Raw genomic sequence first — 23,770 nt, 5'->3', positions numbered from 1 at the left:
ACGTTATTTTCAACGTTTATTCCATTGCTACAAGGAGGGTCACATGCCGAGTTTTGACATCGTATCCAAAGTCGATATGCAGGAAGTGGATAACGCGGTCAATCAGACAGTGAAGGAAATCAGTCAGCGTTTCGACTTCAAGGGTTCGGTCAACGAGGTGACCCTGGAGAAGGACGCCATCGTTATTCTGGCCGCTGACGACTACAAGCTGCAAGCCATCGTCGACATCCTCAAGGGTAAGCTGGTGCGTCGCCAGGTGTCGCCCAAATGCCTCGATTTCGGCAAGAAAGAGCCGGCTTCCGCCGGCGCTGTGCGGCAGCGCGTAGGCCTCGTGCAGGGAATATCCAAGGAAAAGGGCAAGGACATCATCAAGCTCATCAAGGACAGCAAGCTCAAGGTACAGCCGCAGATCATGGAAGATCAGGTGCGGGTTGTCGGCAAGAAGATCGACGACCTGCAGGAAGTCATCCAGCTCCTCAAAGGGCAGGAGCTCGACGTCGAACTGCAGTTCATCAACATGCGCTCTTAGGGCTGCGGTCTTTTCAGGGCAGAAAATAAAACGGCACAGCTTTTACATGAAGACGGGATACACGCCTTGAAAAAAGAGAAAGTCAGTCTGGTCAGCCTGGGTTGCCCGAAAAATCTGGTCGATGCCGAGGTCATGCTCGGCCATCTCCCCGCCGACCGCTTCGAGATTGTTACCGACGAATCCCAGGCGGACATCATCATCGTCAACACCTGCGCCTTCATCCACGACGCCAAGGAAGAGTCTATCGAGACGATCCTGGAAGTGGCCGATTACAAGAAGGAGGGGCGCTGCCGCCTGCTGGTGGTGAGCGGCTGTCTGCCCCAGCGCTATCAGGAGGAGCTGGCAGCCGAACTTCCCGAAGTCGACCTCTTCATGGGGACGGCCGATGCCGCCCGCATCGTCGAACTTCTGGAGGCACGTTCGGCGGCCCAGGAGACCCTGTACGCCGTCAGCCCGCCGGATTTTCTCTACGACCACCTGACCCCCCGGGTGACCTCCTCCCCTTTTTACTCGACCTATGTCAAGATCGCCGAGGGCTGCGCCAACTACTGCTCCTACTGCGTTATCCCCCAGCTTCGCGGCACCCTGCGCTCCCGCAGCATCGATTCGGTGGTCAGTGAGGTACGCCGCCTGGTGGACGCCGGGGTCAAGGAGATCAATCTCATTGCCCAGGATATCACCGCCTACGGTGCCGATCGTGACGACGGCGCCCGTCTGGAGGACCTGCTGCGGGAACTGGTCAAGATCGAGGAGCTGCCCTGGCTGCGCCTGCTCTATGCCTACCCTGACGGGGTGAGCGACGAACTTATCGATATCATTGCCGCCGAGGAAAAAATCTGCAACTACCTCGATATTCCTCTGCAGCATTTCGACGACCATATTCTGGCTCAGATGAACCGTCGTCTCGATTCTGCCGGCATCCGTCGTCTGGTCGAGCGCTTGCGCCAGCGCATTCCCGAGCTTACTTTGCGCACCTCGTTTATTGTCGGTTTTCCCGGCGAGACAGAAGCGCAGTTCCAGCGCCTGCTCGATTTCGTCAATGAAGGGCACTTTGAACGGGTGGGGGTCTTCCGTTATTCGCGGGAGGAAGGGACGGCGGCGGCCGCCATGGAGGAGCAGGTGCCGGAGCGCACCAAAAACGCGCGCTACAACAAGCTGATGAAGGCGCAGAGCCGCGTCTCCTTTCGCAAGAACCGTGAGCTTAAGGGCAGGGTCGAGCCGGTACTGGTGGAGGGCTACAGTGAAGAGACGGAGCTGCTCCTGCGCGGTCGCTCCATTCGGCAGGCCCCCGATATCGACGGGCAGGTGTATATCACGGCCGGCTATGCCGAGGTCGGCGACATCGTCGCCCTGCGCATCACCGACTCTTCCGAATACGACCTGATCGGCGAGATCGTCGAGGAGGATTGACGCCGCTCAGGCGTCAAGCAGCTCCTGCAGATCCTCCCGGTGGAAGGTGTAGACTTCCTTGCAGAATTCACAGGTCACGGTTGTAGCTTCGTCGCGCTCGATGAGCTCTTGTAACTCCTCACGCCCCAGGGAGAGCAGAACTTGGCTGACCTGGTCCCGACGGCAGTTGCAGCGGAATTCCAGCTCGGTCTGCGTCAGGATATCAAAGGGGATGCCCTCAAAGAGGTTCTCCAGGACCTGCACGGGGGTCAGTCCCTGGCGCAGGAGGCTGGTCAGCGGCGGCAGATCAGTGAGGCGCTTTTCGAGCTGGCCAAGGGTCTCCTCGCTGGCGTCCGGCAGGGACTGCACGAGAAAGCCTCCGGCGCCGGAGATGGTGCCGTCCGCTTCGATATAGACGCCGAGCCCCACCGACGACGGTACCTGCTCGGAAGTGGTTAGATAGTAGGCGAGGTCTTCGGCGATCTCGCTGGTGTAGAGCTGCACCATGCCGCGGTAGGGCTCCTTGAGGCCCAGGTCCTTGATCACGTGGAGAAAGCCGGCACGGCCGATGGCGCCAGCCACGTCGAAGCGGCCCTCATGCAGGGGCAGACCGGCAATGGGATTCTTGATGGAGCCCCGCACATGCCCGTAGGCGTCGGTTTCGGCGTGCAGTTTCTGCAAAGGACCGTTGCCCTCAATCATCAGGGCCAGGCGCTGATCCCCCTTGAGCAGGCTACCCAGCAGCGCCGTCCCTGTGACCAGACGGCCGAGGGCGACAGCGGCGGTAGCGTCGGTCCCCTGGCGCGAGCAGATGGCCTCGGCCAGTATGGTGGTGGTGGCGGCGACGGCGCGCAATGAGCCGTCGCGACTGACGATACGTACCAGATGGTCTTTCATCTTTTATCCTTTTCACGGCGGCGCCCCCACGGCGCGGCTGGAATATCACTGAAAAGAATGCATCTTACGCAAGCTCGGCGAAGATGACAATCCCTTCCCTGGAGGTATTATGAAGATTGTTCTGCCGGTGGCCGGCAAAGGCACGCGCCTGCGGCCCCATACCCATACCAAAGCCAAGTCCCTCGTCCATGTCGCCGGCAAGACGGTGCTCGAACACATCGTCAGTCGTCTGGCGCCCCTGCAGGCCGAGGAGTACATCTTCATCACCGACGAAAACGGCGGCCAGATCGAGCGCTTCATGGCCAAGACCTTCCCGGCCCTGTCCTGCAGCTACATCGTGCAGAAAGAGCGCCTCGGCCCCGCCCATGCCGTCGCCCTGGCAGCGCCGCGCCTACGCCCTGGAGACGATGTGCTGGTGGTGTTCAACGACACCATTTTCGTGACCGATCTGAACCGGTTGCAGGAACTGTGCGGCGACTGCGACGGCCTCATCTATTCCAAGGAGGTCGAAGACTACCAGCGCTTCGGCGTCAACGTGCTGCGTGGTGATTACATTGTTGACATGGTGGAGAAGCCCGAAACTCCCATCTCGCGACTGGCCCAGGTCGGTCTCTATTACCTCAAGGACGGCAGCCGCTTCATGGATTACCTGAATCGGACCATCGCGGCCGGCGAGACGGTCAAGGGGGAATACTATCTGCCCGCCGTTTTCATGAATATGATCCGTGACGGCCTGAAGTTCCGGGCTCCGGAAATCGATGCCTGGCTCGACTGCGGCAAGCCCGAAACTCTGCTGGAGACCAACCGCTATCTGCTCAAGGGCCGCCATCACTGCCACGGCGAGGCGGACAACGCCGTGCTCATCGAGCCGGTGCATATCGGCAAGGGGGCGGTGGTGCGCAACAGCGTCATCGGCCCCAACGTGTCGGTGGCGGCCGGCTGTCATATCGAGGGGAGCGTTATCCGCGACTCCATTATCAACACCGACTCCCAGGTGCGCGGCATGGTGCTGCGTGATTCGATTCTCGGCGACGCCGTCGCCCTCCTGGGAAATCCCCGCCGCATGAATATCGGCGACCACTCCCTTATCGAGATGGAGGGCTGAGCGCTTGTGTTTGAGCCTGCTCTGACCGGTTGACCATGATGACATCCTACGAACAGTTCCTGCCTTATCTGCTGCCGCCCCTGCTCGGGGCTTTGATCGGCTATGTGACCAACTACATCGCCATCCGCATGCTCTTCCGTCCCCTGCACCCCTGGCGTATCCTCGGGGTTCGCCTGCCGTTGACGCCGGGGATCATCCCGGCCAAACGCGGCGAGCTGGCGGAGAAGATGGGAGAGATGGTGGGCAGTCACCTGCTGACCTCCGAAGATGTCGGCCGGGCGCTGGAAAAGGAAGGCTTCCGCCGTGAGCTCAAGGGGGCGGTTGCCGACAAGCTCGGCAGCTTCCTCGACCGCGATCTCGGCACCTTCGAGTCGCTGGTGCCCGCCAATTTCCGGGGGCGCTTTCGCGACCTGGTCGACCTGCTGCGCTACAAGGTGGTCAAGTCGGTTTTCGCCTATGCCGACTCCGAGGCCTTCGAGGAGGCTTTGCGTGGTTACCTGCAGCGCAAGGGGGACGAGCTGCTGGCCCGCGATCTCGAGAGCTTTTTGACGCCGGAGCGGTACAGTGATCTGCGTGGCCACCTTGACGATCGTTTCACCGCGCTGCTGACTTCCCCTGCTGTCGGTCGCGCCGTCGGGCATTTCGTTGACAGCCGCAGCGAGCGACTGCTCAGCTCGCCCCGGCCTTTGCGTGAACTTCTGCCCGCCGATTTGGTCGAAGTGATCCTGGTGCAGATGGAGAAGGAGATCCCACCCCTGCTGGAGAATTTCGGTGGCATGCTCTACGATCCTGACTTCCGTCAGCGGCTGGTGGAGAAAGGACGCGAGGGGATTGAGGGCTTTCTCGATTCACTCGGGGGTCTGTCCGGATTGCTGGCCGGCTTTATCAACCTCGACAAGATCTACGCCCGCATCCCCGAGTTTCTGGACAAGGCCGGGGACGAAATAGCCCGCTGGCTGCGGGAAGAGAAGACGCAGGCCGAAGTGGCGGCGCTGCTGCGAGAGCGCATTGACGCTTTGCTCGACCGTCCCCTCTCCAGCTACCTCGAAAAGGTCTCCTACGAAAAGGTGGCGGGGATGCGCCGCTTTGCCCGCGAACGCGTGGTGACGATGGTGCAGAGTCGCAAGGCCGTCGATACCCTGCTGCAGCTGAGCGAACGGGGTCTCGAACAGGTCAAGGACCGCTCCTTTGCCTCGCTGCTGGAAAAGACCCTGCCGCAAGGGGGCTTGCAAAAGGGGCGCGACTATGCCGCCGATCGTCTGCTGGCCCTGCTGCGTTCCACCGAGGCGCGCGATGCCCTCGATGCTCTGCTGTCGGGCTGGCTGCAGAACTGGCTTTTCAGCCGTCCCCTGGGCAAACTGTCGGCCCGCATTCCGGCGGATGTGCGAGAAGAGCTGGTTGACGGTCTCTACGGCCAGTTGGCCGAGCTCCTGAAGAAGGAAGTGCCACCTCTGGTGGAGACCCTCAATGTCAACCGCATGGTGGAGGAGAAAGTCAATTCCCTGGATATTCTCAAGGTGGAAGGGCTGCTCATGGGCATCATGAAAGAGCAGTTCAAGTACATCAATCTCTTCGGGGCTCTGCTCGGTTTTCTCATCGGCCTGGTCAACTTGGTCCTGCTTCGCCTGGTCTGATCCTCGCTGCCGGCCGCCAAATAAAAATCCCGCCGACATTCCAATCGCGTCGAAATGTGGTAAAGCATTAAGTGTCGACCCTTTGACCCCTTCCCTTTTTTGGCCAAGGATCTATCCATGTATACCAAGCCACTGGACAAGAGCAGCCCCTGCGCAAGTCTTACCGAACTCCCCCCATTGGGTATGGACAAGGCGAGTCTGAGCGAGGACTTTCGCAGTTACTACACATTGAACCTGGGTCGTGACAAGTACTGCCGCTCTCGCCATTACATTTACGAGGCCCTGGCCCTGACCCTGCGCGACCGTCTGATGGAACGCTGGAAGACGACGCGCTACGCCTGTGACGAACAAAACTGCCGGCGCGCTTATTACCTGTCCATGGAGTTTCTCATGGGGCGGGCTTTGGGAAACGCCATGCAGGCCCTGGGCCTGTCGGAGCCGACCACCAAAGCCCTGCATCAGCTCGGCCTTGACCTGGAGGAGCTGGTGGACACGGAACAGGATGCCGGCCTGGGCAACGGCGGTCTGGGCAGGCTGGCTGCCTGCTTCCTGGACAGTTGCGCCACCCTGCGGCTGCCGGTGCAGGGCTATGGCATCCGCTATGAGTACGGCATGTTTCGTCAGAAAATCGTCAACGGTTTTCAGGTGGAAGAGCCGGATCACTGGCTGCGTGCCGGCAATCCGTGGGAAATCAAGCGCCCCGAATATACGCAGCGCATTCAGTTTGAAGGCCGCAGTGAAGCCTATCGGGATGCCGAGGGTCGACAGCGTTTCCGCTGGGTCGACAGCCACGACGTGCTGGCGGTTCCTTATGACCTTCCCGTCCCCGGTTATGGCAACGGTATCGTCAACACCCTGCGGCTGTGGAAATCGGCGGCCACCGATGAATTCGACCTGGGGGAGTTCAATGCGGGTAGTTATCCCGAGTCCGTGGCGGCCAAAAATGCGGCCGAGAACATCACCATGGTGCTCTACCCCAACGATGCCAGCGAGAATGGCAAGGAGCTGCGTCTGCGCCAGCAGTATTTTCTCGCCTCCGCCAGTCTGCAGGATGTGCTGCAGCGCTGGTGCGGTGTCTGTGGCGGCGACATGACCGTCTTCGCCGCCAAAAACTGTTTTCAGCTCAACGACACCCACCCCAGCTGCAGCGTCCCCGAACTGATGCGCCTGCTCATGGACGGCAAGGGTCTGGCTTGGGATGAGGCCTGGGCTATCACCCAAAGGACGATGGCCTATACCAACCACACGCTCCTGCCCGAAGCGCTGGAAAAGTGGCCCGTGCGTCTTTTCCGGCACATCCTGCCTCGGCTGCTCGACATCATCTACGAGATCAATGCCCGCTTCCTCGCTGAGGTGGCCCGCCGCTGGCCTGGCGATAGCGAGCGTCAGCGCCGCATGTCCATCATTGAGGAAGGGCCGGAACCCATGGTACGCATGGCCTATCTGGCCATCGTCGGCAGCTACTCCGTCAACGGCGTCGCCGCCCTGCATTCCCGTCTGCTCACCGAGGGACTTTTCCGTGATTTTTATGAACTCTGGCCTGAAAAGTTCAACAACAAGACCAACGGCGTTACCCCCAGACGCTGGATGCTCTGGGCCAATCCAGGCCTGAGCGCTCTGCTCGACGAGACCCTGGGGGAAGGCTGGGTGACGGACCTGGATCAACTGCGACAGCTCGAGCCGTTGGCGGACGATCCCGCCTATCAGGAACGTTGGCGGCAGGTAAAGCAAGAGAATAAGGCCCGACTTGCCGAGGTTGTGCGAAGCCGCTGCGGGGTCGACTTCCCTCTGAACGCTCTCTTCGATGTTCAGGTCAAGCGCATCCATGAGTACAAGCGCCAGTTGCTCAATATCCTGCATGTCATCCACCTCTACAACCGCCTCAAACGTGGCGATGCGGCAGACTGGACGCCCCGCTGCGTCCTAATAGGCGGCAAGGCGGCGCCCGGCTACGCCACCGCCAAACTCATTATTAAGCTGATCAACAATGTCGCGGCCCGCATCAATGAAGACGAAGAGGTGGCCGGTCGCCTCAAGGTGGTTTTCTTTCCTGACTATGGCGTCTCGTCCATGGAGGTCATCTGTCCGGGGACGGATCTGTCGGAGCAGACTTCTACCGCCGGCAAGGAGGCCTCGGGCACCGGTAATATGAAGTTCATGATGAACGGCGCCCTCACCATAGGCACTCTGGACGGGGCCAATATCGAGATTCGCGAGGAAGCCGGCGCCGACAACTTTTTCCTCTTCGGGCTTGATGCCGGGCAGGTCGACGAGGTTCGCCGTCACTATGATCCGCGCGGGGTCGTCACTGCCGATCCGGATCTGCAGCGGGTGCTGCAACTGCTGCAGAGCGGCCACTTCAGCCAGTTTGAGCCTGGCATTTTTGAGCCCATCATTCAGGCCATTCTCAATCCTCAGGATCCCTGGCTGGTCGCCGCCGATTTTCGCAGTTACGTTGATGCCCAGCAGCGGGTGGCGGAGGCTTATCAGGACCAGGTCCGCTGGACCCGTATGAGTATCCTCAATACAGCCGCCAGCGGAAAATTTTCCACCGACCGTACCATCGCCCAATACAACAAGGAAATATGGCGGCTGACACCGGTCGAAGACGTCAGCGAGCGTTGATCCACGAACCGGGAGAAAGAACCCTTTCTCCCGGTTCGTTCCTTTTTCTTCAGGCATATTTCCCTGCATTTCCTCCTAAACTTTGCACGGCCACAGACCGATATGAAGCATGGGACACCTCCGTCCCATATTCACCTGGATGCCTTTTGAGAGCTGCCAGGTTTTTCTGGATGTCTGTGCATGGTTTTTCCCCTTGAAATACGTGGCTGGGCGGCTGTCCGCCGGCGAGGAACCTTTCGCCTGCTGTGCATTCTGCTGGCCGGACTGCTGGTGCTGTCTCCCGCCAGCGTGCTGGCCCGGGAAGGGATGACCCTGGAAGAAAAAGAGTACGTTGTCTGGCCCCGTTTCGCCTCGGCCAGCAACGAGTTGGGGGCTGAAGACCAGGCGCTGCTGCGGGGGCTGTCCATGGCCCTCGACGGTCTGCGTATTGTGCATATCTATGTGGCCGGACATACGGATGACCAGCGCCTGCAGGGAGGATCGAGGCAGCTCTTCAAGGACAATTTCGAACTCTCCGAGGCCCGCGCCCAAAGTGTGGCCGATTACCTGTTGAGCATTCTGGATGTTCCCGAAGAAGCGACTGTCCTGGTGGAGGGTCTCGGCGACACCCTGCCCGTCACCGACAACAGCAGCGAGGAAGGGCGCGCCCAGAATCGCCGGGTGGAAATCTGGATTCAGACCGAAAGGGCTCCCCGGCCTGTCAGGGAAGAGACCCTACTGAGCCAGCGTCCAACCTCGCCCCCACCATCGCCGAGACCGGTCGCCAGCGCTCCGCCAGCGCCCAGGCAAGAGTACCGTGTACCCGCACCGGCAGCGCCAACACCGGTGCCCTATTCGCCACCACCCGGCGAGGCCTTCAGTAATCGGGCCGTCTATCCCGGTGATGCCCCGGCCTTGGCCGCTGCCCAAAAACCCCTGCCCGCCAGCTACAAGGACGACTATGTTCCCTTCTATGAACAGGAAAAGTCCCTGACGGCAGGGCGGGTGGTAGCGCCCTATTTCACACCTCCAGGCAAGTGGGGACCGCAGCTGGATCTGACGTACAAGGAAGGAACGGATCGCAGCCTGGGGCGCTTCAGCGTCATGTGGCCTTTCTGGCAGACGGACAATGCCATCTTCTTTGCCGACCTGCGTGTGGTGCTACCAGACGATTCGAGCCTGGAGGGCAACTACGGCCTCGGTTACCGCAAGATTCTCGATAACGGTCTGCCCCTTTTGGGCGAGGCCATCTGGGGAGCTTACGCCTTCTACGACAACCGCAGCAGTACCTACGGTTTCTCCTTTCAGCAGTTCACCCTCGGTGCCGAGTTGCTGGGCAGAAACTGGGAACTACGCGCCAACGCTTATCTGCCCGAGAATGCTTCCCACGTAATCGACAGTTTTGCAACCACCGGTGTCGAACTTGATCGCACCGCCGTGGTGGTGCGTACCACCCTCTACGAGACGCGTGAAAGACCCCTGCATGGTTTTGATATCGAGGCGGGCTATGGTCTTGAACTGGGAGAAAGGAGCACGCTGTGGGGTCACGCCGGCTACTTCTGGTTCGATAACGCGCTGACCCCCGAAGTGGCCGGACCGCGTCTTCGTCTGGCTTACGAGCGCAAAGACCCCTTCAGTATTCTGGGTAGCAGCCTGAGCCTGGGGGTCGAGTACCAGGATGATCAGATCCGTGGTGCCCAAGGCTTCGGTTTTGCCAATGTCAGGGTGCCGCTGGGCAAGGTTATCAAGGATGCACCCTCCTCCTTTGCCCGCGAAGAGATTGAGCGTCGTATGATGAGACCGGTCATCCGAGACGTCGATATCGTCACCTTTGCCCAGGATATGGCCAAAACACCGGGTACGGAAGAGGGGCCATCCGTCATCATCGCCGACGAGTACGCCGTGGTTGACCCCGAGACGGGGGCCCCTATCGATCTCTTTTTCGTCGATGCCGATGGTACTCTACTCAATGGCTTGTCTGTGGCTGACGGTACCCGGACCGCTCCGATGACACTGACGGAGGCCCAGCAAGCTTCCTCGCTCAGCGATATCCTTTTTCTGATAAACGACGCCGGCCAGATCGCCTCAGGAGGGGCGGAAAGTCCGGCGCTCACCCTTCAGCAACGCCAGCAGCTGATGGGGATTGGCGATACCGGAGCCCGACTTATTTCCTTCGAAGGTCTGCCGGAAGCGCCCGAGTACAAACTGTCAATTACTTCCGCCAGCGGCCGTCCGACTCTCAGTCAGGCAGGTGCAGGGGACGTGATTGCCCTGGCCAGTGGCAACCGGCTGTCCGGCCTCAATATCAACGGCGGCTCCAGGGGTATTGCAGGGAGCGGGATCGACTCCCTGGCCCTGGCCGATCTGAATGTTCGCGATTATACGACTGCGGGTCTGGCGATAGACAATGGCACCGGCACCCTCAGCGTTGCCAACAGCCTGATCGCCGCCACCGGCGGCGGCACCGCTCTGCAGCTTTACCGGAGTGAACTGAGCGGCGCCTTCACGGCCAGCACCCTGTCGCAGACGGGGGGACGGGTGATCGACATGGATGGTCATCAAGGGACCCTCGATTTTCGCGGTACCGGCGTGGAGAATCAGGACGGGCTGGGTTTGCGCATCCAGAACAGCAGCGACGCAGACCTGCATTTCGGCCGGGTGAGCGTTGCCGGAACCAGCAGCGGCGCTGCCCTTTCTCTCCTCAACAACGATCAGAGCGCGATCGCCATAGACGATTTGCGCATCCGCACCGAAGGGGCGCAGGGGCTGGTCGCCAGCAACAGCGGCTCTCTGCGTGTTGCGGCTGGAGAGGTTCGCTCTGTCGGGGGGGACGCCCTGGTTCTGGGCGAAACCGCTGTTGACCTGACCCTGACCGATATTTCGGCGACGGGAGGCGGCAGCGCCCTCGATTTTTCAGGTGTAAGTGGGCAGATGACAGTGCGTGGGCTTCTGGCCGCCACAGGGTCTTCTGGTTCTGGCCTGAAAGTCAGCAATAGTCAACTTGATCTGGAAGTGAGCCGGCTGCTGGTTGACAGCGCCGCCGGCACTGGCGTCGACATTGTGGAAACAGAGGGCAGTCTGGCTTTCGGGCGCGGCAGCGCCATCGCCAATTCCGGCGGTGTCGGCATTTCTATCGATGGCGGTAGTGCCGATCTGATATACCAGGGCGATTTGACTCATGACAGCGCGACTTCGGCCATCGCCATCCGTAACCATAGCGGCGGCGAGGTGATCTTCGACAGCGGCACCCTGGTCGCCGGCAATGGTGACGGGCTGCAGTTCCGCAATGCGGACGGCACCTACAGTTTCCGGGGCACGACGACCCTTGTTGGTGGTGACGCCGGCATCGATATTCTGGCCGATTCCGCTGGCAGTTTCGCCTTTGGCGGCAACACAGGGATTTTTACCCCCAGTGGTAGCGCCTTTACTCTGCGAGACAGCAGCGCCACCGTCGATTACAGCGGCACGATCACCCAGAACGGCACGGGCAACGCCGTGGAGGTCGCCAGACACACGGGGGGCGCCGTCACCTTCCGCACCGGCACCATCGAGGCCACCGACGGCAACGGCCTGCAATTCTCCGATGCGGACGGGCTCTACGCCTTTCTGGGAACCACTCGCTTGCAGGGGGGCAATGCCGCCATCGACATCCTTTCTGGTTCGGATGGCAGTTTCGAGTTTGGCAACGGCACCAGCATTCTCAACCCCACCGGCGCAGCCTTAACGGTGCGGGACAGCAGCGCCGATCTGGTATATAGCGGCTCCATGAGTCAGAACAATGCGGCGAGCCTGCTTGATGTGGCTAATCATTCGGGTGGCACTCTCACCCTGCGGACCGGCAATCTGACGGCCAGCAATGGCGACGGTCTGCAGTTTGTCAACGCCGACGGCACCTATGAAATTCTGGGTATCACCACCCTGGATGGCGGCAATGCTGGTATCGACATCCTGGCGGATTCAGCCGGCAACTTCACCTTCGGCAGCAGTACTAAAGTCATCAATCCCACAGGTTCGGCTTTTGTCGTGCGGGACAGCAGCGCCACCGTCGGCTACGAAGGCCAACTCAGCCAGGGCAACCTTGCGAGTGTGGTGGAGGTGACCAACCATGCCGGCGGCACGCTGACTTTCCGCAACGGGGCGGTGACGGCCAGCAACGGTGACGGACTGCAGTTCGCCAACGCCGATGGCACCTATGAATTCCTCGGGCGCACCACCCTGGACGGTGGTGACGCCGGGGTCGATATTCTGGCGGGATCAGGTGGCCGCTTTACCTTCGGCGCCGATACGTCCATTGTCAGCCCCACCGGCGACGCGTTCCACGTCAATGGCAGTACCGCCAACGTGACCTACCAAGGGGATCTGACCCAGGTGCGCGATGCCGCTCTGGTGCGCATCGGTGACCACTCCGGCGGCACGCTGACCTTCAACACCGGCAGCCTGGAGGCCACCGCCGGCGGCGGCCTGCTCTTCAGCAACGCCGACGGCACCTATCTGTTCCAGGGGTCCACCCTGCTGGAAGAACTGGGATCCCCGGTGGGTATCGACATACGCAACGGTTCAAGCGGCCGCTTCACCTTCGGCAGTGACACCACCATAGTCAGCCAGTCGGACACTGCTTTTGCCCTTGACGGCAGCGCTGCCAACGTAAGCTACGGCGGCCGCATCGACAGTGCCTCCGGATATATCGCCCACATCAACGACCTGCGCAGTGGCGGCTCCGTCAACTTCATCGCGGCCACGCCCGCGAGCGTCATTCAGGCCCTGACGGCGAACAACCAGGGGGTGCGCATCACCAACTCGGCGGGGAATGTCAGCTTCGACAACCTCATCCTGGGCAGCGACACCACCCGACTGATCAACGACCCCCTCTATCTGGACAACAACAGCGGTCGCTACACCTTTAAGAATGTCGAAATCTTCACCAACAGCGGCACCGGCATTCTGGCTCGCAACAGTGCCGAGGCGACCCTCACGGTGATTGACGGCCTTATCGACACCACCAATGCGCCAGCCATAGACCTCGACTCGATCACGACCAACATCACCCTGGCCTCGGTCAACGCGGCCGATGCCGGCAACGTGGGAATCAATCTCAGTAACCTGAGTTCCGGCTCCCGCTTCCAGGTTCTGGGCGATACGTCCATCGATGGCGCGACCACCAGCATCAACATGGACGGCATCGGTGCGGGCTCGGTCATTACCTTCGATAAGGTCGATGTTCTCGATCGCATTGGCTCAGGTATCGTTATCCGGGATGCCGACGGCCTGATCAATTTTGGCGACATCACCGTGACCAACCCCAACAGCGTCGGCGGCAACGCCATCACCTATACCAATTCCCTGGCCGATGTCACCGTGGCCAAGGCTGATATTGGAGGGTCGCTGGGACACGGTCTCCACCTGGAGAACAGCGCCGGCTCCTTCACGGTCAATGGTGGCAGCATCACCGGCGGCACCACCGGGATTTATGCCCGCAATATCGGCGAACTTTCCGCCAAGAACATCGCCTTCAACCTGGTGGGTAGCGGCGTTACTCTGCTGCAGGACACCAGCAGCACTATGACGGCGACGGTGGCCGGAAACACCCTTGGGCTCGGAGGTTTCTCTGCCACGTCCATTAATGGCTCGACGCTGCGGCTTGACCTGAACAGCAATACGGCCAATACTTTCAGCCTCACCACCACGGGTGGTGGCAGTGATGGTCTGATCGCTATCAAAGGGATGACAGAAGGAACCACTCCTGCTGAGGTGGAATCCTACCTGGTCTCTCCCGACGGTGCTAACAACGTGGGTACAGTGGATGCTGACGATGCGGGAACTTTTATAGGCTACTAAATTCAGCTCCCGCCGCTCTCCTCCCCCTGCCCGAGAAAAATTTATCCCCTCCCTCCTATTTGGGCTATGATAGGATCTGCTTCTCCGCAGGCCCGTCTGACCCTGGTCCGAAGACCGGGTCGCCATGCTCAAAACCCTCCGAACTCCTGTGGACCAGCGCATCTTTTCCTCATCCATCGACGACAGGAGAGTGCCTCATGGACCTCAAGCCCGAAGTGGTAGCGCAGCTCGAGAGGGTGCTGACTTCTCTGGAACAGCTGCTGCCCCGTCCCGTGGAAACAATCGACTGGAATACCTGTCTGGCTGCCAATTGGCGCCGCCATTCTTTTTCCGGCACCTTGGAGCCGGTGAAGAAAGTGGAAAAGGTAGGTCTCGACGAGTTGCTGGGAATCGAAGAACAAAAAGAGACGGTGGAGGACAACACCCGCCAATTTCTCGCCGGTTATCCTGCTAATAACGTGCTGCTCTGGGGAACTCGGGGCACCGGCAAGTCTTCTCTGGTAAGGGCGCTTCTGCACGCCTACGCACCTCAGGGACTGCGGGTAGTCCAGGTCGATAAAGACGACCTGACCTACTTGCCGGATATCTTCGCCGCCATTGGGGATAAACCCTTCAAATTTATCCTGCTGTGTGACGATCTCAGCTTCGAGCCGGGGGAGCCCAGCTACAAAATGCTCAAGAGCGCCCTCGACGGCTCCGTCTATTCAGCTCCCGACAATGTGCGCATCTATACGACCTCCAACCGCCGTCATCTGCTGCCTGAATACGAAACGGACAACCTGGGCGCCAAGATGGTCAACAACGAGATTCACCACGGCGAGGGGGTGGAAGAAAAAATTTCCCTTTCGGACCGCTTCGGTTTGTGGGTGGCCTTTCACGCTTTTTCCCAGGACCACTATCTGCGCGTGGTGCGGCAGTGCGTGGAAAAGCTGGCCGCGCAGAGCGGCCTGGAGATGAGTTGGTCGCTGGAACTACGGGAGGCGGCCATTCAGTGGTCGCACGATAAAAGCAAACGCTGTGGCCGTACCGCCCTGCAATTTTCGAGTCATTGGGTGGGAAGGCAGCTGCTGAAGAAGGGGAAGCCCTGAGCGGGGCTGGTTTTGGAGCCATTTTATGGAAAATCCAGCAAACGGAGATGAACGCACCCTGTGGAAGAGCGGCCACAGGTTTCGCCTGCTGGTGGATGGCAGCCGCTTCTTCCCGACCATGCTGGAGAGCATCCGGCAGGCCCAGCGATATGTCCTGCTTGAAATGTACCTGGTCGAGTCGGGAGAGCTGGCAACACGATTTATCGCTGCCCTGTGTGATGCGGCCTCTCGCGGGGTGCAGGTCTATCTCCTCTTCGACGGTTACGGTAGTTTGCGGTTGTCCCGGGGCGATCGCGATTTATTGATGAGCGAAGGGGCGCACCTGCTCTTTTACAACCCCTTGCGTTTTAGTCACTGGCAGCGCAATCTCTTTCGCAACCACCGCAAACTGCTGCTGGTGGATGGTGTCCTGGCCTATACCGGTGGATTTGGCCTCAAGGATCTATTCGACCCGAGTCTGGAGCCGGAAAAGTACTGGCACGATGTCGTGCTCAAGATCGAAGGGCCGAGCGTGGAGACCTGGCAGGCTCTGTTCATGGAAACCTGGAACCGATGGTCCAGAATTCCCCTGCAGCTGCCAGAGCCTCCTGCGGTACCCACCAGGGCAGGAGTCCAGAGGGGCCGGGTGGCCGCACATTCCCGCTATTTAAAACGCTCGGAGATCAAGCAGTCTTTTGTGAGCCATATCCGTCAGGCTCGTCAACGCGTCTGGCTATCCACGGCCTACTTCGTTCCTTCCGCCAAGTTGCGCCGGGCCCTCATCCGCGCGGCGGGCAACGGGGTCGATGTGCGGCTGATGCTGCCGGGGCCTTATACGGATCATCCAGAAATTCGCTGGTTAGGTCGCTATCATTATGAGCGGATGCTGCGAAATGGGGTCCGCATCTTTGAGTATCAGCCCCGCTTTCTCCACGCCAAGGTTATCATGTGTGATCACTGGGTCTCCATCGGTTCGGCCAATGGCGACCGCTGGAACGAGCACTGGAATCTGGAAGCAAACCAGGAGGTGGAGGATTCGGCTGTTATCGAAGCGGTTGAAGCCTTTTTCGAGGAGGACTTTCTTCAGTGTATTGAATTTGAGTACACGGAATGGCGTATTCGACCCTGGTACCACCGTCTGTGGGAGCGTTTCCTTGGCAAGGTGGTGACGATAGTGGCCTGGTTCTGGCGTGAAAAGAGAAATCCCCCGCAGTGACGGGGGATTTCAGCTGGGGATCCTGAACAGGCGCCGCCTGGGCGGGTTGGTGGATAGCGGCGCCCTGTCCTGGTCACATGCGTTTGGATGTATAAAGGGTCGGTTCGATTTCGGCGCTGAAGCGTTCGACGAATTCGGTCATCTCTTCGTCCGTCAACTGAACTTCACCGTCGGGCAATTGAACGTGCTTGTTTTTCTCGACGATAATCTGCTGAAAGACTTTTTTAGCAAACTCGTGATCTCGGCAAAATTTCAAAATGTGGCTTACCACGTCTTTTTCAGCCATCAAGTTCCTCCTTGTCAGGTGCTCTCGTTTGTCTGAAGTTTATTAAGCGTCGGAGAATGATGTTCTATTCGCGCACGTAGATGTCAATATCCGTTTCGTGAACCATGGCCATGGTGTGGGCATATTCCGATTCGATGATTGCATAATGGATGCGGGTGTCCTTGGCCACTTCCATAAAGATGGCCTTCACCGACGGGTCAACGATGTGTGAAGCGGCCAGGGTAAAGTTCTTCTCCATGTCCGCCTCTTCCTGCAGGGCAATCTCGCGGGCCTTGCGCTCATGCACATTCTTGTCGATGGCTTTCCTCAGTTCGTGCAGCATGGCCGAGTCATCCCTGGCAGGTTTGGCCATAAACTCATCGAAAGTGCCCAGGTCGTCCCACTTGTAGTGCGTGAAGAATTTACCGGCATTCTCACGGACCTCCTGGGCGAGCCGGGTAAACACCGCTTTTCCTTTGGGGTTTTCCGTGACCGCGGCGGCCTCATTGTAAAAGTCCATGAGATGTTTTTTGGCCTCGATGGCCATTTTCAGAGCTTCTTTCATTTTATACTCTTGCGGCATAGATCCCTCCTGTGATGGGTGATTTGAATGTCTTTTATGAAATTATGGCCGAAAAATGGAAACTGTCAAAAGGCCGCGGGCTACAAGGTGGGTTTTTGGTACTACCGGTCAACCTTGCTTTTTAAGCCCGCCTTGTTCTACCCTTGTTTTTTTGTTGCAACTCGACATCACTTCTCTTGCCGCAGCTGGTAACGCGCCATTTTTTGCGAAAAAGGTCATAAGGAGATTTATTTCATGCAACGTAAGATGATTATCGCCGCTGTGGTGATTGGCTTGGCTGTCGTTTATTTTTTTGTGGCAGGTTCGGGCGTTCGTGAGTCTGAGTTGTCGACTGCGAAAGAGCCGGCTGCTATTGCCATGGCCCCAGATTTTAGCCTGACGGATATGCAGGGAGAGTCGGTTTCTCTTTCCGAGTATCGGGGCAAAGTGGTATTTCTCAATTTTTGGGCGAGCTGGTGTCCGCCCTGCAAGGAAGAGATGCCGTCCATGGAGTCTCTGTATCAAGGGCTGAAAGAAGGCGACTTTGTCATGCTGGCGGTCAATGTAGAGGAAAACGGCAAAGAGGCTGTAGCGCAGTTTCTAAAAGAGGTTCCGGTGAATTTCCCCATCCTTCTTGACAGTACCCAGGCGGTAGCTAATCTCTACAAGGTCCGAGGCTTGCCCCACACCTTTATCATCGACCGTGAAGGGAATATGGTGGATTCGGTCACCGGGGCGCTGGATTGGAATGCTCCCGAGGTGGTTCGGTACATTTCTTCGTTGATGACGGCGCGTTGACGGTCAAGGTGGGATGGCTCGATGGCTGTCGCCCCTGATTTGACAAACCCCTGCTGGATGGAGGTTATGGCTATGCTGAGAAAAGCTGTTTTGGGTCTGGTTCTGATGCCGTTGTTGCTGCCCTGTCTCGCCTGGGGGCAGGCGGAGTATGCCGCTTCCTTGGCCACCACCCGCGAAGTGATTCTCTATCCAGATCGGGCCATGGTAAAAAAGAGCCTGCGTGTCTCCGTGGGGCGGGGAGAGACTTCTTTCGACATCACGGGTCTCGTGCCGAGCCTCATCGACGATTCGGTGCAGGCTGGAATCTCCGCCGCCGACAAGGTGAGCGTTCTCGATATCCAGGTGCGTCGTACAGCCCTGGTCAAGCCGGTGCAGGAACGCCTGCGTACACTGCAGAACAGGCTTGACGAAATCGAAAAAGAGATCGTCGGCCACAAGAATGAACGCGAAGTCAACAGCCAGGCCATCGCTTTTCTGCAGAAAGTGCTGCCCTTTCCCCAGGAGCAGAACACGACCTTCCAGGTTGTGCAGAACTATCTGGGCTCTTTGGAGCAGGCTTTGGCGGCGCGCCTGGAAAACATCGCACGCCTTGACCAGGTAATTGTTGTCCTGGAGAAGAAAAAAGCTGAACTGGAAAAGGAATTGCAAGCTCTCGGTCCCCCGCGCGAGGAATCCAAAAGTCTGCGGGTGACGGTCTTTGCCGAGAGCGATGCCCTCTTCGAGTTAAACTATTCCTACTTTCTCGCGGACGCGCGCTGGCGACCGCTTTACGAGGTGCGGGCTGACACCGAGCAGCAGCGAGTTTCCCTGCATTTTTTCGCCGTGGTCCAGCAGGCGACGGGCGAAGATCTCGGTGGCGCCGGTATCGAACTTTCCACGGCGCGTCCATCTGTTTCCGGTGAGATTCCACCCCTCTCTCCCTGGCGGATCGATCTCTATGAGCCGCCGCCCATGGCCTACCGGTCAGTGGCGGCGGATCGTCTGCTGAAAATGGCGGAATCGGCCCCCATGGAAAGTATGGCGACCGCTGCCTATGAACCTGAAGTGAGCAGCGAGGCGACTTCCATGTCTTACCGGGTCAACCGGAAGATTGCGCTGCCGTCCGACAACCAGCCCCACAAGATTCTGATATCGACCTCCGAGGCCGAATCGACTTTTGAATATCTCGCGGTCCCGAGACTGTCCCGCTTTGCTTCACTGACGGCAGTCCTTAAGAACCCTTTCGTATATCCTCTGCTGGAAGGTGAGTTAAAAATATTCCTGGATGGCCGCTATGTGGGGACAAACCGGGTAGCGGCATCCATCCCCGCCGGTGAAGAGATGCGCCTCGCTCTGGGAATGGATGAAACCATCCTGGTCACCCACAGTCTGCAGGAGCAGTTTACCGAGGAGATCGGCGCTTTCAGCAAGCAGACACGTAAGCATTTCGCCTATAAGGCCGCTATTATTAATGGCAAGACGAGGCCTGTGCGTCTGTTGATTCGCGACCAGGTGCCCGTCTCCACCCATGAAAAGATTGCCGTGTCCATCGCGTCCCCGGCGGGCACCGAGGCGGAGGTCGCCAAGGACGGTACCGTCACCTGGAAGCGTGAACTCGCTGCCGGGGAGAAGCAGGAGTTTGTCACCCGTTTTCACGTCACCTATCCGGCCGATGAACAGGTCAGCGGGCTTTGAATTTTGCACAGAGAGCGTGTTCTGAAAAAAGAAACGGCTCCCGGTTTGTCCCGGGAGCCGTTGTCGTTGGCGCATTTGGAAAATCATCAACCCTGTGGGGCGATGGTAATGACGACCCGGCGATTGAGCTGACGGCCGTACTCGGTGCTGTTGTCGGCAATGGGCTGGGACTCGCCGAAGCCGATGACGTTCATGCGGGCAGGATTGACACCCTGGCCGGTGAGGGCATTCTTGACGGCACTGGCGCGTTTGATCGAGAGGTCCTGATTGTAAGCTTCGCTGCCGGTAGAATCGGTATGGCCGGCAATCTGGATAGTGGTCTGCGGATACTGGTTAAGCACCTGGGCCACCCTGGCAATCTCATCATAGGAGCCGGGTTTGAGATTGGAAGAATTTACATCGAACATGAAGTCGGATTTAAAGGTGACGGCCAACAGATTGGCGTTGCGTTGAATATTGGCGGCTTCGACCCCGGCCAGCTGCTGGCGCATGAGAGCTTCCTGATTGTCCATGTAGCGGCCGATTGAGGCACCGGTGGCGCCGCCGAGGGCCGCGCCAATGCCGGCACCGATGAGGGTGGCCTCGGTGTCGCCGCCGATAACCTGACCGAGTCCGGCGCCTACGGCGGCGCCGACACCGGTGCCGATCATGGCTCCCTGGGTCGTCCGGGTCTGGGGTTGGGCACAGCCGGCCAGAATGAGACCGGCAACAAGCAGATAACAGATATTTTTACGCATTTTCCATTTCTCCTTCAGGTGGATAGTTTTGCGCCGTCGCCGCCGGCGGCGCCTCAAAGCAAGCGCTTTCATTATTAGCACGACTGGGCAAAAAATCAATACGAACCGACCAATCTTCCTGGCCGGCAGGGACCTTGATGCTTGAAAATTAGGTGTGCCCGTGCTACTTTTTCAGGTCTTGCAGAGAGTAAAAATCCCATGGAGGAGAACAAGTTATGAAGATCACCCGCGCGGAGGTCGAGCACGTCGCCAGACTGGCGCGTCTTGCCCTGCAGGATGAAGAACTGGATGCCCTGACCGGTCAAATGGATGCGATTCTGGGTTACGTGGAAAAACTCAAGGAGCTTGACACCGACGGCATCCTGCCCACAGCCCATGCCGTGCCCATGGAAAACGCCTTTCGCGAGGATGTCGTCCGTGATTCCATCGGTGTGGACAAGGCCCTGGTCAACGCGCCCGAAGCCGACAACGGCTGTTTCCGCGTACCCCGCGTCATTGAATGAGCGTCCGTCTGAACAGGAGAACTGATGGAACTGATCGATAAAACCATACACGAACTGCAGGCTCTGCTGCGCCAGGGAGAGACGACCTCGGTCGAGCTCACCCTGGCCTTTCTCGACCGCATTACCGCCACCGATGATCAAATCAACGCTTTCATTACCGTGTGCCGGGAGGAAGCCTTGGCCGCTGCGGCCGAAGCGGACCGCCGTCTGGCCGCCGGCGAGGCAGACGTGCTCACCGGCATTCCCGTAGCGCTCAAGGATATCTTTCTGACAGAAGGGGTACGCACCACCTGTGCCTCGAAGATTCTCGACAACTTCATCGCCCCCTACGATGGCACGGCAGTGGCCCGCCTGAAAGAACGCGGGGCCGTGATTGTCGGCAAGCTGAACATGGATGAATTCGCCATGGGCAGCTCCAACGAGAATTCCGCCTTCGGGGCGGTGAAGAATCCCTGGAACACGGCTACGGTCCCCGGCGGCTCCTCCGGCGGTTCGGCGGCGGCGGTGGCCGCCCGGCAGGCGGTGGCCACGCTGGGGACGGATACGGGCGGCTCCATCCGCCAGCCCGCCGCGCACTGCGGGGTGGTCGGTCTCAAGCCCACCTACGGCCGCGTCTCCCGTTACGGGGTGATCGCCTATGCCTCCTCCCTCGACCAGGTCGGGCCCGTCACCCGCGACGTGGAGGACTGCGCCATTCTGCTTGAAGCCGTCGCCGGCTATGATCCGGCCGACTCCACTTCGGTGGATCGTCCCGTACCCGCTTACCGTGCCCACCTCCAAGAGGGGGTGAAGGGGCTGAAGATCGGTCTGCCCCGCGAGTATTTCATCGAGGGGCTCGATCCCGAGGTCAAGACGGCCATGGACGCGGCGATTGCCACCTATCGGGAACTGGGGGCCGAGTTTGTCGAGGTCAGCCTGCCCCATACGGACTATGCGGTCGCCTGCTACTATCTGATCGCCACAGCCGAAGCGTCGAGCAACCTGGCCCGCTACGACGGGGTCCGCTTCGGCAGCCGGGTCGACGCCGGCTGCGGGCTCATCGGCATGTACGAGCAGACCCGCGCCGCCGGTTTCGGGGCCGAGGTCAAGCGCCGCATCATGCTGGGCACCTACGCCCTCTCCTCCGGCTACTATGACGCCTATTACCTCAAGGCCCAGAAGGTGAGAACCCTCATCCGCCAGGATTTCCTCGACGCTTTCGAGCAAGTCGATGTTCTGCTGACGCCGGTGGCTCCCACCCCGGCTTTCCGTCTGGGGGAAAAAGTTTCCGATCCGCTGCAGATGTACCTGTCCGATATCTTCACCATCCCCGTCAACCTGGCCGGCACCTGTGCCTTGAGCCTGCCCTGCGGCTTCTCGGGGGAGGGCCTGCCCATCGGTCTGCAGCTCATCGGCCGCCCCTTCGAGGAAGAGACCCTGCTGCGAACAGGCTATGCCTTTGAGCAGGCCACGGACTGGCACACCCGCAGAGCGGACATCTAAACGGCAAGAAAGGTTCAACCATGGAATCTTCCCAATATGAAGTCGTCATCGGGCTGGAGGTGCATGTCCAGCTGACGACGAAGACCAAAATATTCTGCGGCTGCTCCACCCGCTTCGGCAGCGCCCCCAACAGCCAGACCTGCCCCGTCTGTCTGGGGATGCCCGGCGCCCTGCCGGTTCTCAACCGACAGGTGGTGGAATATGCCATTCGTACCGGCCTGGCGACGAACTGCACCATCGCGCCGCGCTCCATCTTTGCCCGCAAGAACTACTTCTACCCCGATCTGCCCAAAGGCTATCAGATCTCCCAGTTCGAACTGCCGATCTGCGAGCACGGCCATCTCGATATCGAGACGGAGGCGGGGAACAAAAGGGTCGGCATCACCCGCATTCACATGGAGGAAGACGCCGGCAAGCTGCTGCACGGCGACAGTCCCGAGGCCAAAAACAGCTCTCTTGTCGACCTGAACCGCGCTTGTACCCCGCTGCTGGAAATCGTCTCCGAACCGGACATGCGCAGCGCCGACGAGGCCATCGCCTACCTGAAGAAGCTGCACCAGATCGTCATGTACCTCGGCGTCTGCGACGGCAATCTGGAAGAGGGCTCCTTCCGCTGCGATGCCAACGTCTCCATCCGGCCCTGGGGGCAGAAGGAGTTCGGCACCCGCGCCGAGCTGAAGAACATCAACTCCTTCCGCTTCATCAAGCAGGCCATCGAGTACGAAGTCGAGCGCCAGGCCGACCTTCTCGACGAGGGCGGCAAGGTCGTGCAGGAGACGCGCCTCTTCGACAGCGTCACCGGCACGACCCGCTCCATGCGCGGCAAGGAAGAGGCCCACGATTACCGCTACTTCCCCGACCCCGACCTCGTTCCCCTGGTGGTCAGTCCCGAGTGGATTGAGGCGGTCCGCCGCGAGCTGCCCGAACTGCCCGAGGCCAAGATTCAGCGTTTCGTGCGCGACTTCGACCTGAACCGCACCGATGCCGAAGTGCTCGCCGCCGATCGGGCCATGGCCGATTATTACGATGCGACGGTCGCCAAGCACGGCAACGGCAAGCTTTGCGCCAACTGGGTCATGGGCGAGGTGCAGCGCCGCCTCAACGAGGACGGCATCGCCATTGGCGACAGTCCCGTGACGCCGGAGGGGCTGGCGGCCCTGCTGGCCCGCCTCGATGACAACACCATCTCCGGAAAGATCGCCAAGACGGTCTTCGAGGAAATGTGGCGCACGGGCGAGACCGCCGACGCCATCATCGAGGCAAAGGGTCTGAAACAGGTCACCGATACCGGCGCTATCGAGCAGATTATCGATGAGGTGCTGGCCGCCAATGCCGATCAGGTGGAAGAGTACCGCGGCGGCAAGGAGAAGGTTCTCGGCTTCCTGGTCGGCCAGGTCATGAAAGCCAGTCGGGGCAAGGCCAATCCGGCCCTCGTCAACGAACTGCTCTTGAAGAAACTCAAAGGGTGAGGAG

The 23,770-nt window shown here is 59.6% G+C and carries 17 protein-coding genes; 13 read left to right on the top strand and 4 right to left on the bottom strand.

From position 1 onward, the window contains the following. Nucleotides 1–43: 43 nt before the first annotated feature. Both AOP6_RS14330 and rimO read left to right on the top strand, forming a co-directional pair. Nucleotides 44–529, top strand: coding sequence for a YajQ family cyclic di-GMP-binding protein (locus AOP6_RS14330; protein WP_155877405.1), 486 nt, complete (start codon nucleotides 44–46; stop codon nucleotides 527–529). 66 nt (nucleotides 530–595) lie between these two features. Next, the gene (rimO, locus tag AOP6_RS14325; protein ID WP_155877404.1) at nucleotides 596–1,939 is read left to right on the top strand and encodes a 30S ribosomal protein S12 methylthiotransferase RimO; all 1,344 of its coding nucleotides are present in this window, start codon (nucleotides 596–598) and stop codon (nucleotides 1,937–1,939) included. A 6-nt stretch (nucleotides 1,940–1,945) separates the two neighbouring features. Here rimO and hslO read toward each other — a convergent pair whose 3' ends face one another. After that, complete coding sequence (hslO, locus tag AOP6_RS14320) at nucleotides 1,946–2,815, bottom strand: Hsp33 family molecular chaperone HslO (protein WP_155877403.1); 870 nt, start codon at nucleotides 2,813–2,815, stop codon at nucleotides 1,946–1,948. 109 nt (nucleotides 2,816–2,924) lie between these two features. On the opposite strand from hslO, the gene AOP6_RS14315 reads away from it, so the two are divergent. The 6 genes from AOP6_RS14315 to AOP6_RS14290 all read left to right on the top strand — a co-directional run bounded on the left by AOP6_RS14315 (nucleotide 2,925) and on the right by AOP6_RS14290 (nucleotide 16,276). After that, a complete protein-coding gene (locus tag AOP6_RS14315) occupies nucleotides 2,925–3,920 on the top strand; it encodes a sugar phosphate nucleotidyltransferase (RefSeq protein WP_155877402.1) in 996 nt (331 codons plus the stop codon). Nucleotides 3,921–3,955: 35 nt separating this feature from the next. After that, nucleotides 3,956–5,554, top strand: a complete 1,599-nt coding sequence (locus AOP6_RS14310; RefSeq protein ID WP_155877401.1) for a DUF445 family protein — start codon at nucleotides 3,956–3,958, stop codon at nucleotides 5,552–5,554. A gap of 117 nt (nucleotides 5,555–5,671) precedes the next feature. Continuing rightward, nucleotides 5,672–8,179, top strand: coding sequence for a glycogen/starch/alpha-glucan phosphorylase (locus tag AOP6_RS14305; protein ID WP_155877400.1), 2,508 nt, complete (start codon nucleotides 5,672–5,674; stop codon nucleotides 8,177–8,179). Nucleotides 8,180–8,359: 180 nt separating this feature from the next. Next, nucleotides 8,360–13,993, top strand: a complete 5,634-nt coding sequence (locus AOP6_RS14300) for an OmpA family protein (protein WP_155877399.1) — start codon at nucleotides 8,360–8,362, stop codon at nucleotides 13,991–13,993. A gap of 197 nt (nucleotides 13,994–14,190) precedes the next feature. Beyond that, complete coding sequence (locus AOP6_RS14295) at nucleotides 14,191–15,081, top strand: ATP-binding protein (RefSeq protein WP_155877398.1); 891 nt, start codon at nucleotides 14,191–14,193, stop codon at nucleotides 15,079–15,081. Between the two features lie 25 nt (nucleotides 15,082–15,106). Continuing rightward, complete coding sequence (locus AOP6_RS14290) at nucleotides 15,107–16,276, top strand: phospholipase D-like domain-containing protein (protein ID WP_155877397.1); 1,170 nt, start codon at nucleotides 15,107–15,109, stop codon at nucleotides 16,274–16,276. A gap of 73 nt (nucleotides 16,277–16,349) precedes the next feature. Here the strand turns inward: AOP6_RS14290 and AOP6_RS14285 are convergent, their stop codons facing one another. Together AOP6_RS14285 and AOP6_RS14280 are read right to left on the bottom strand one after the other, a co-directional pair. Further along, nucleotides 16,350–16,562: a hypothetical protein gene (locus AOP6_RS14285; RefSeq protein ID WP_155877396.1), complete on the bottom strand. Its 213-nt coding sequence runs from the start codon at nucleotides 16,560–16,562 to the stop codon at nucleotides 16,350–16,352. 64 nt (nucleotides 16,563–16,626) lie between these two features. Next, nucleotides 16,627–17,106: a ferritin family protein gene (locus tag AOP6_RS14280; RefSeq protein ID WP_213194629.1), complete on the bottom strand. Its 480-nt coding sequence runs from the start codon at nucleotides 17,104–17,106 to the stop codon at nucleotides 16,627–16,629. 252 nt (nucleotides 17,107–17,358) lie between these two features. Here AOP6_RS14280 and AOP6_RS14275 point away from each other — a divergent pair, with 252 nt between their 5' ends. Together AOP6_RS14275 and AOP6_RS14270 are read left to right on the top strand one after the other, a co-directional pair. Further along, the gene (locus tag AOP6_RS14275; RefSeq protein WP_155877394.1) at nucleotides 17,359–17,901 is read left to right on the top strand and encodes a TlpA disulfide reductase family protein; all 543 of its coding nucleotides are present in this window, start codon (nucleotides 17,359–17,361) and stop codon (nucleotides 17,899–17,901) included. A 72-nt stretch (nucleotides 17,902–17,973) separates the two neighbouring features. Continuing rightward, entirely contained in the window at nucleotides 17,974–19,575 is a 1,602-nt protein-coding gene (locus AOP6_RS14270) for a mucoidy inhibitor MuiA family protein (RefSeq protein ID WP_213194628.1), read from the top strand. An 86-nt stretch (nucleotides 19,576–19,661) separates the two neighbouring features. Here AOP6_RS14270 and AOP6_RS14265 read toward each other — a convergent pair whose 3' ends face one another. Beyond that, on the bottom strand, nucleotides 19,662–20,312 hold the full coding sequence (locus AOP6_RS14265) for an OmpA family protein (protein ID WP_155877392.1): 651 nt from the start codon (nucleotides 20,310–20,312) through the stop codon (nucleotides 19,662–19,664). A gap of 215 nt (nucleotides 20,313–20,527) precedes the next feature. Between AOP6_RS14265 and gatC the strand changes: the two genes are divergently transcribed. Genes gatC through gatB form a run of 3 tightly spaced genes read left to right on the top strand, consistent with a single transcriptional unit; the run spans nucleotide 20,528 to nucleotide 23,766 of the window. Then, nucleotides 20,528–20,815 (top strand): Asp-tRNA(Asn)/Glu-tRNA(Gln) amidotransferase subunit GatC, encoded by a 288-nt coding sequence (gene gatC, locus AOP6_RS14260; RefSeq protein WP_155877391.1) that lies wholly within the window; start codon nucleotides 20,528–20,530, stop codon nucleotides 20,813–20,815. 24 nt (nucleotides 20,816–20,839) lie between these two features. Further along, complete coding sequence (gatA, locus tag AOP6_RS14255; RefSeq protein WP_155877390.1) at nucleotides 20,840–22,297, top strand: Asp-tRNA(Asn)/Glu-tRNA(Gln) amidotransferase subunit GatA; 1,458 nt, start codon at nucleotides 20,840–20,842, stop codon at nucleotides 22,295–22,297. Between the two features lie 20 nt (nucleotides 22,298–22,317). After that, nucleotides 22,318–23,766, top strand: a complete 1,449-nt coding sequence (gene gatB, locus AOP6_RS14250) for an Asp-tRNA(Asn)/Glu-tRNA(Gln) amidotransferase subunit GatB (RefSeq protein WP_155877389.1) — start codon at nucleotides 22,318–22,320, stop codon at nucleotides 23,764–23,766. Nucleotides 23,767–23,770: the final 4 nt, after the last annotated feature.

Source organism: Desulfuromonas sp. AOP6 (genome assembly GCF_009731355.2).
In the GTDB taxonomy this organism is placed as follows: Bacteria; Desulfobacterota; Desulfuromonadia; order Desulfuromonadales; family SZUA-540; genus SZUA-540.
The sequence above is the reverse complement of the archived record's forward strand: the minus strand, read 5'-3'. Positions and strand labels throughout refer to the sequence as shown.

Coding starts and splice junctions, on each gene's coding strand:
- hslO (WP_155877403.1), bottom strand. CDS start 2,815: ATGAAAGACCATCTGGTACGTATCGTCAGTCGCGACGGCTCATTGCGC.
- AOP6_RS14310 (WP_155877401.1), top strand. CDS start 3,956: ATGATGACATCCTACGAACAGTTCCTGCCTTATCTGCTGCCGCCCCTG.
- AOP6_RS14330 (WP_155877405.1), top strand. CDS start 44: ATGCCGAGTTTTGACATCGTATCCAAAGTCGATATGCAGGAAGTGGAT.
- AOP6_RS14275 (WP_155877394.1), top strand. CDS start 17,359: ATGCAACGTAAGATGATTATCGCCGCTGTGGTGATTGGCTTGGCTGTC.
- AOP6_RS14290 (WP_155877397.1), top strand. CDS start 15,107: ATGGAAAATCCAGCAAACGGAGATGAACGCACCCTGTGGAAGAGCGGC.
- AOP6_RS14295 (WP_155877398.1), top strand. CDS start 14,191: ATGGACCTCAAGCCCGAAGTGGTAGCGCAGCTCGAGAGGGTGCTGACT.
- AOP6_RS14265 (WP_155877392.1), bottom strand. CDS start 20,312: ATGCGTAAAAATATCTGTTATCTGCTTGTTGCCGGTCTCATTCTGGCC.
- AOP6_RS14280 (WP_213194629.1), bottom strand. CDS start 17,106: ATGAAAGAAGCTCTGAAAATGGCCATCGAGGCCAAAAAACATCTCATG.
- AOP6_RS14315 (WP_155877402.1), top strand. CDS start 2,925: ATGAAGATTGTTCTGCCGGTGGCCGGCAAAGGCACGCGCCTGCGGCCC.
- AOP6_RS14285 (WP_155877396.1), bottom strand. CDS start 16,562: ATGGCTGAAAAAGACGTGGTAAGCCACATTTTGAAATTTTGCCGAGAT.
- gatC (WP_155877391.1), top strand. CDS start 20,528: ATGAAGATCACCCGCGCGGAGGTCGAGCACGTCGCCAGACTGGCGCGT.
- gatA (WP_155877390.1), top strand. CDS start 20,840: ATGGAACTGATCGATAAAACCATACACGAACTGCAGGCTCTGCTGCGC.
- gatB (WP_155877389.1), top strand. CDS start 22,318: ATGGAATCTTCCCAATATGAAGTCGTCATCGGGCTGGAGGTGCATGTC.
- AOP6_RS14305 (WP_155877400.1), top strand. CDS start 5,672: ATGTATACCAAGCCACTGGACAAGAGCAGCCCCTGCGCAAGTCTTACC.
- AOP6_RS14270 (WP_213194628.1), top strand. CDS start 17,974: ATGCTGAGAAAAGCTGTTTTGGGTCTGGTTCTGATGCCGTTGTTGCTG.
- AOP6_RS14300 (WP_155877399.1), top strand. CDS start 8,360: ATGGTTTTTCCCCTTGAAATACGTGGCTGGGCGGCTGTCCGCCGGCGA.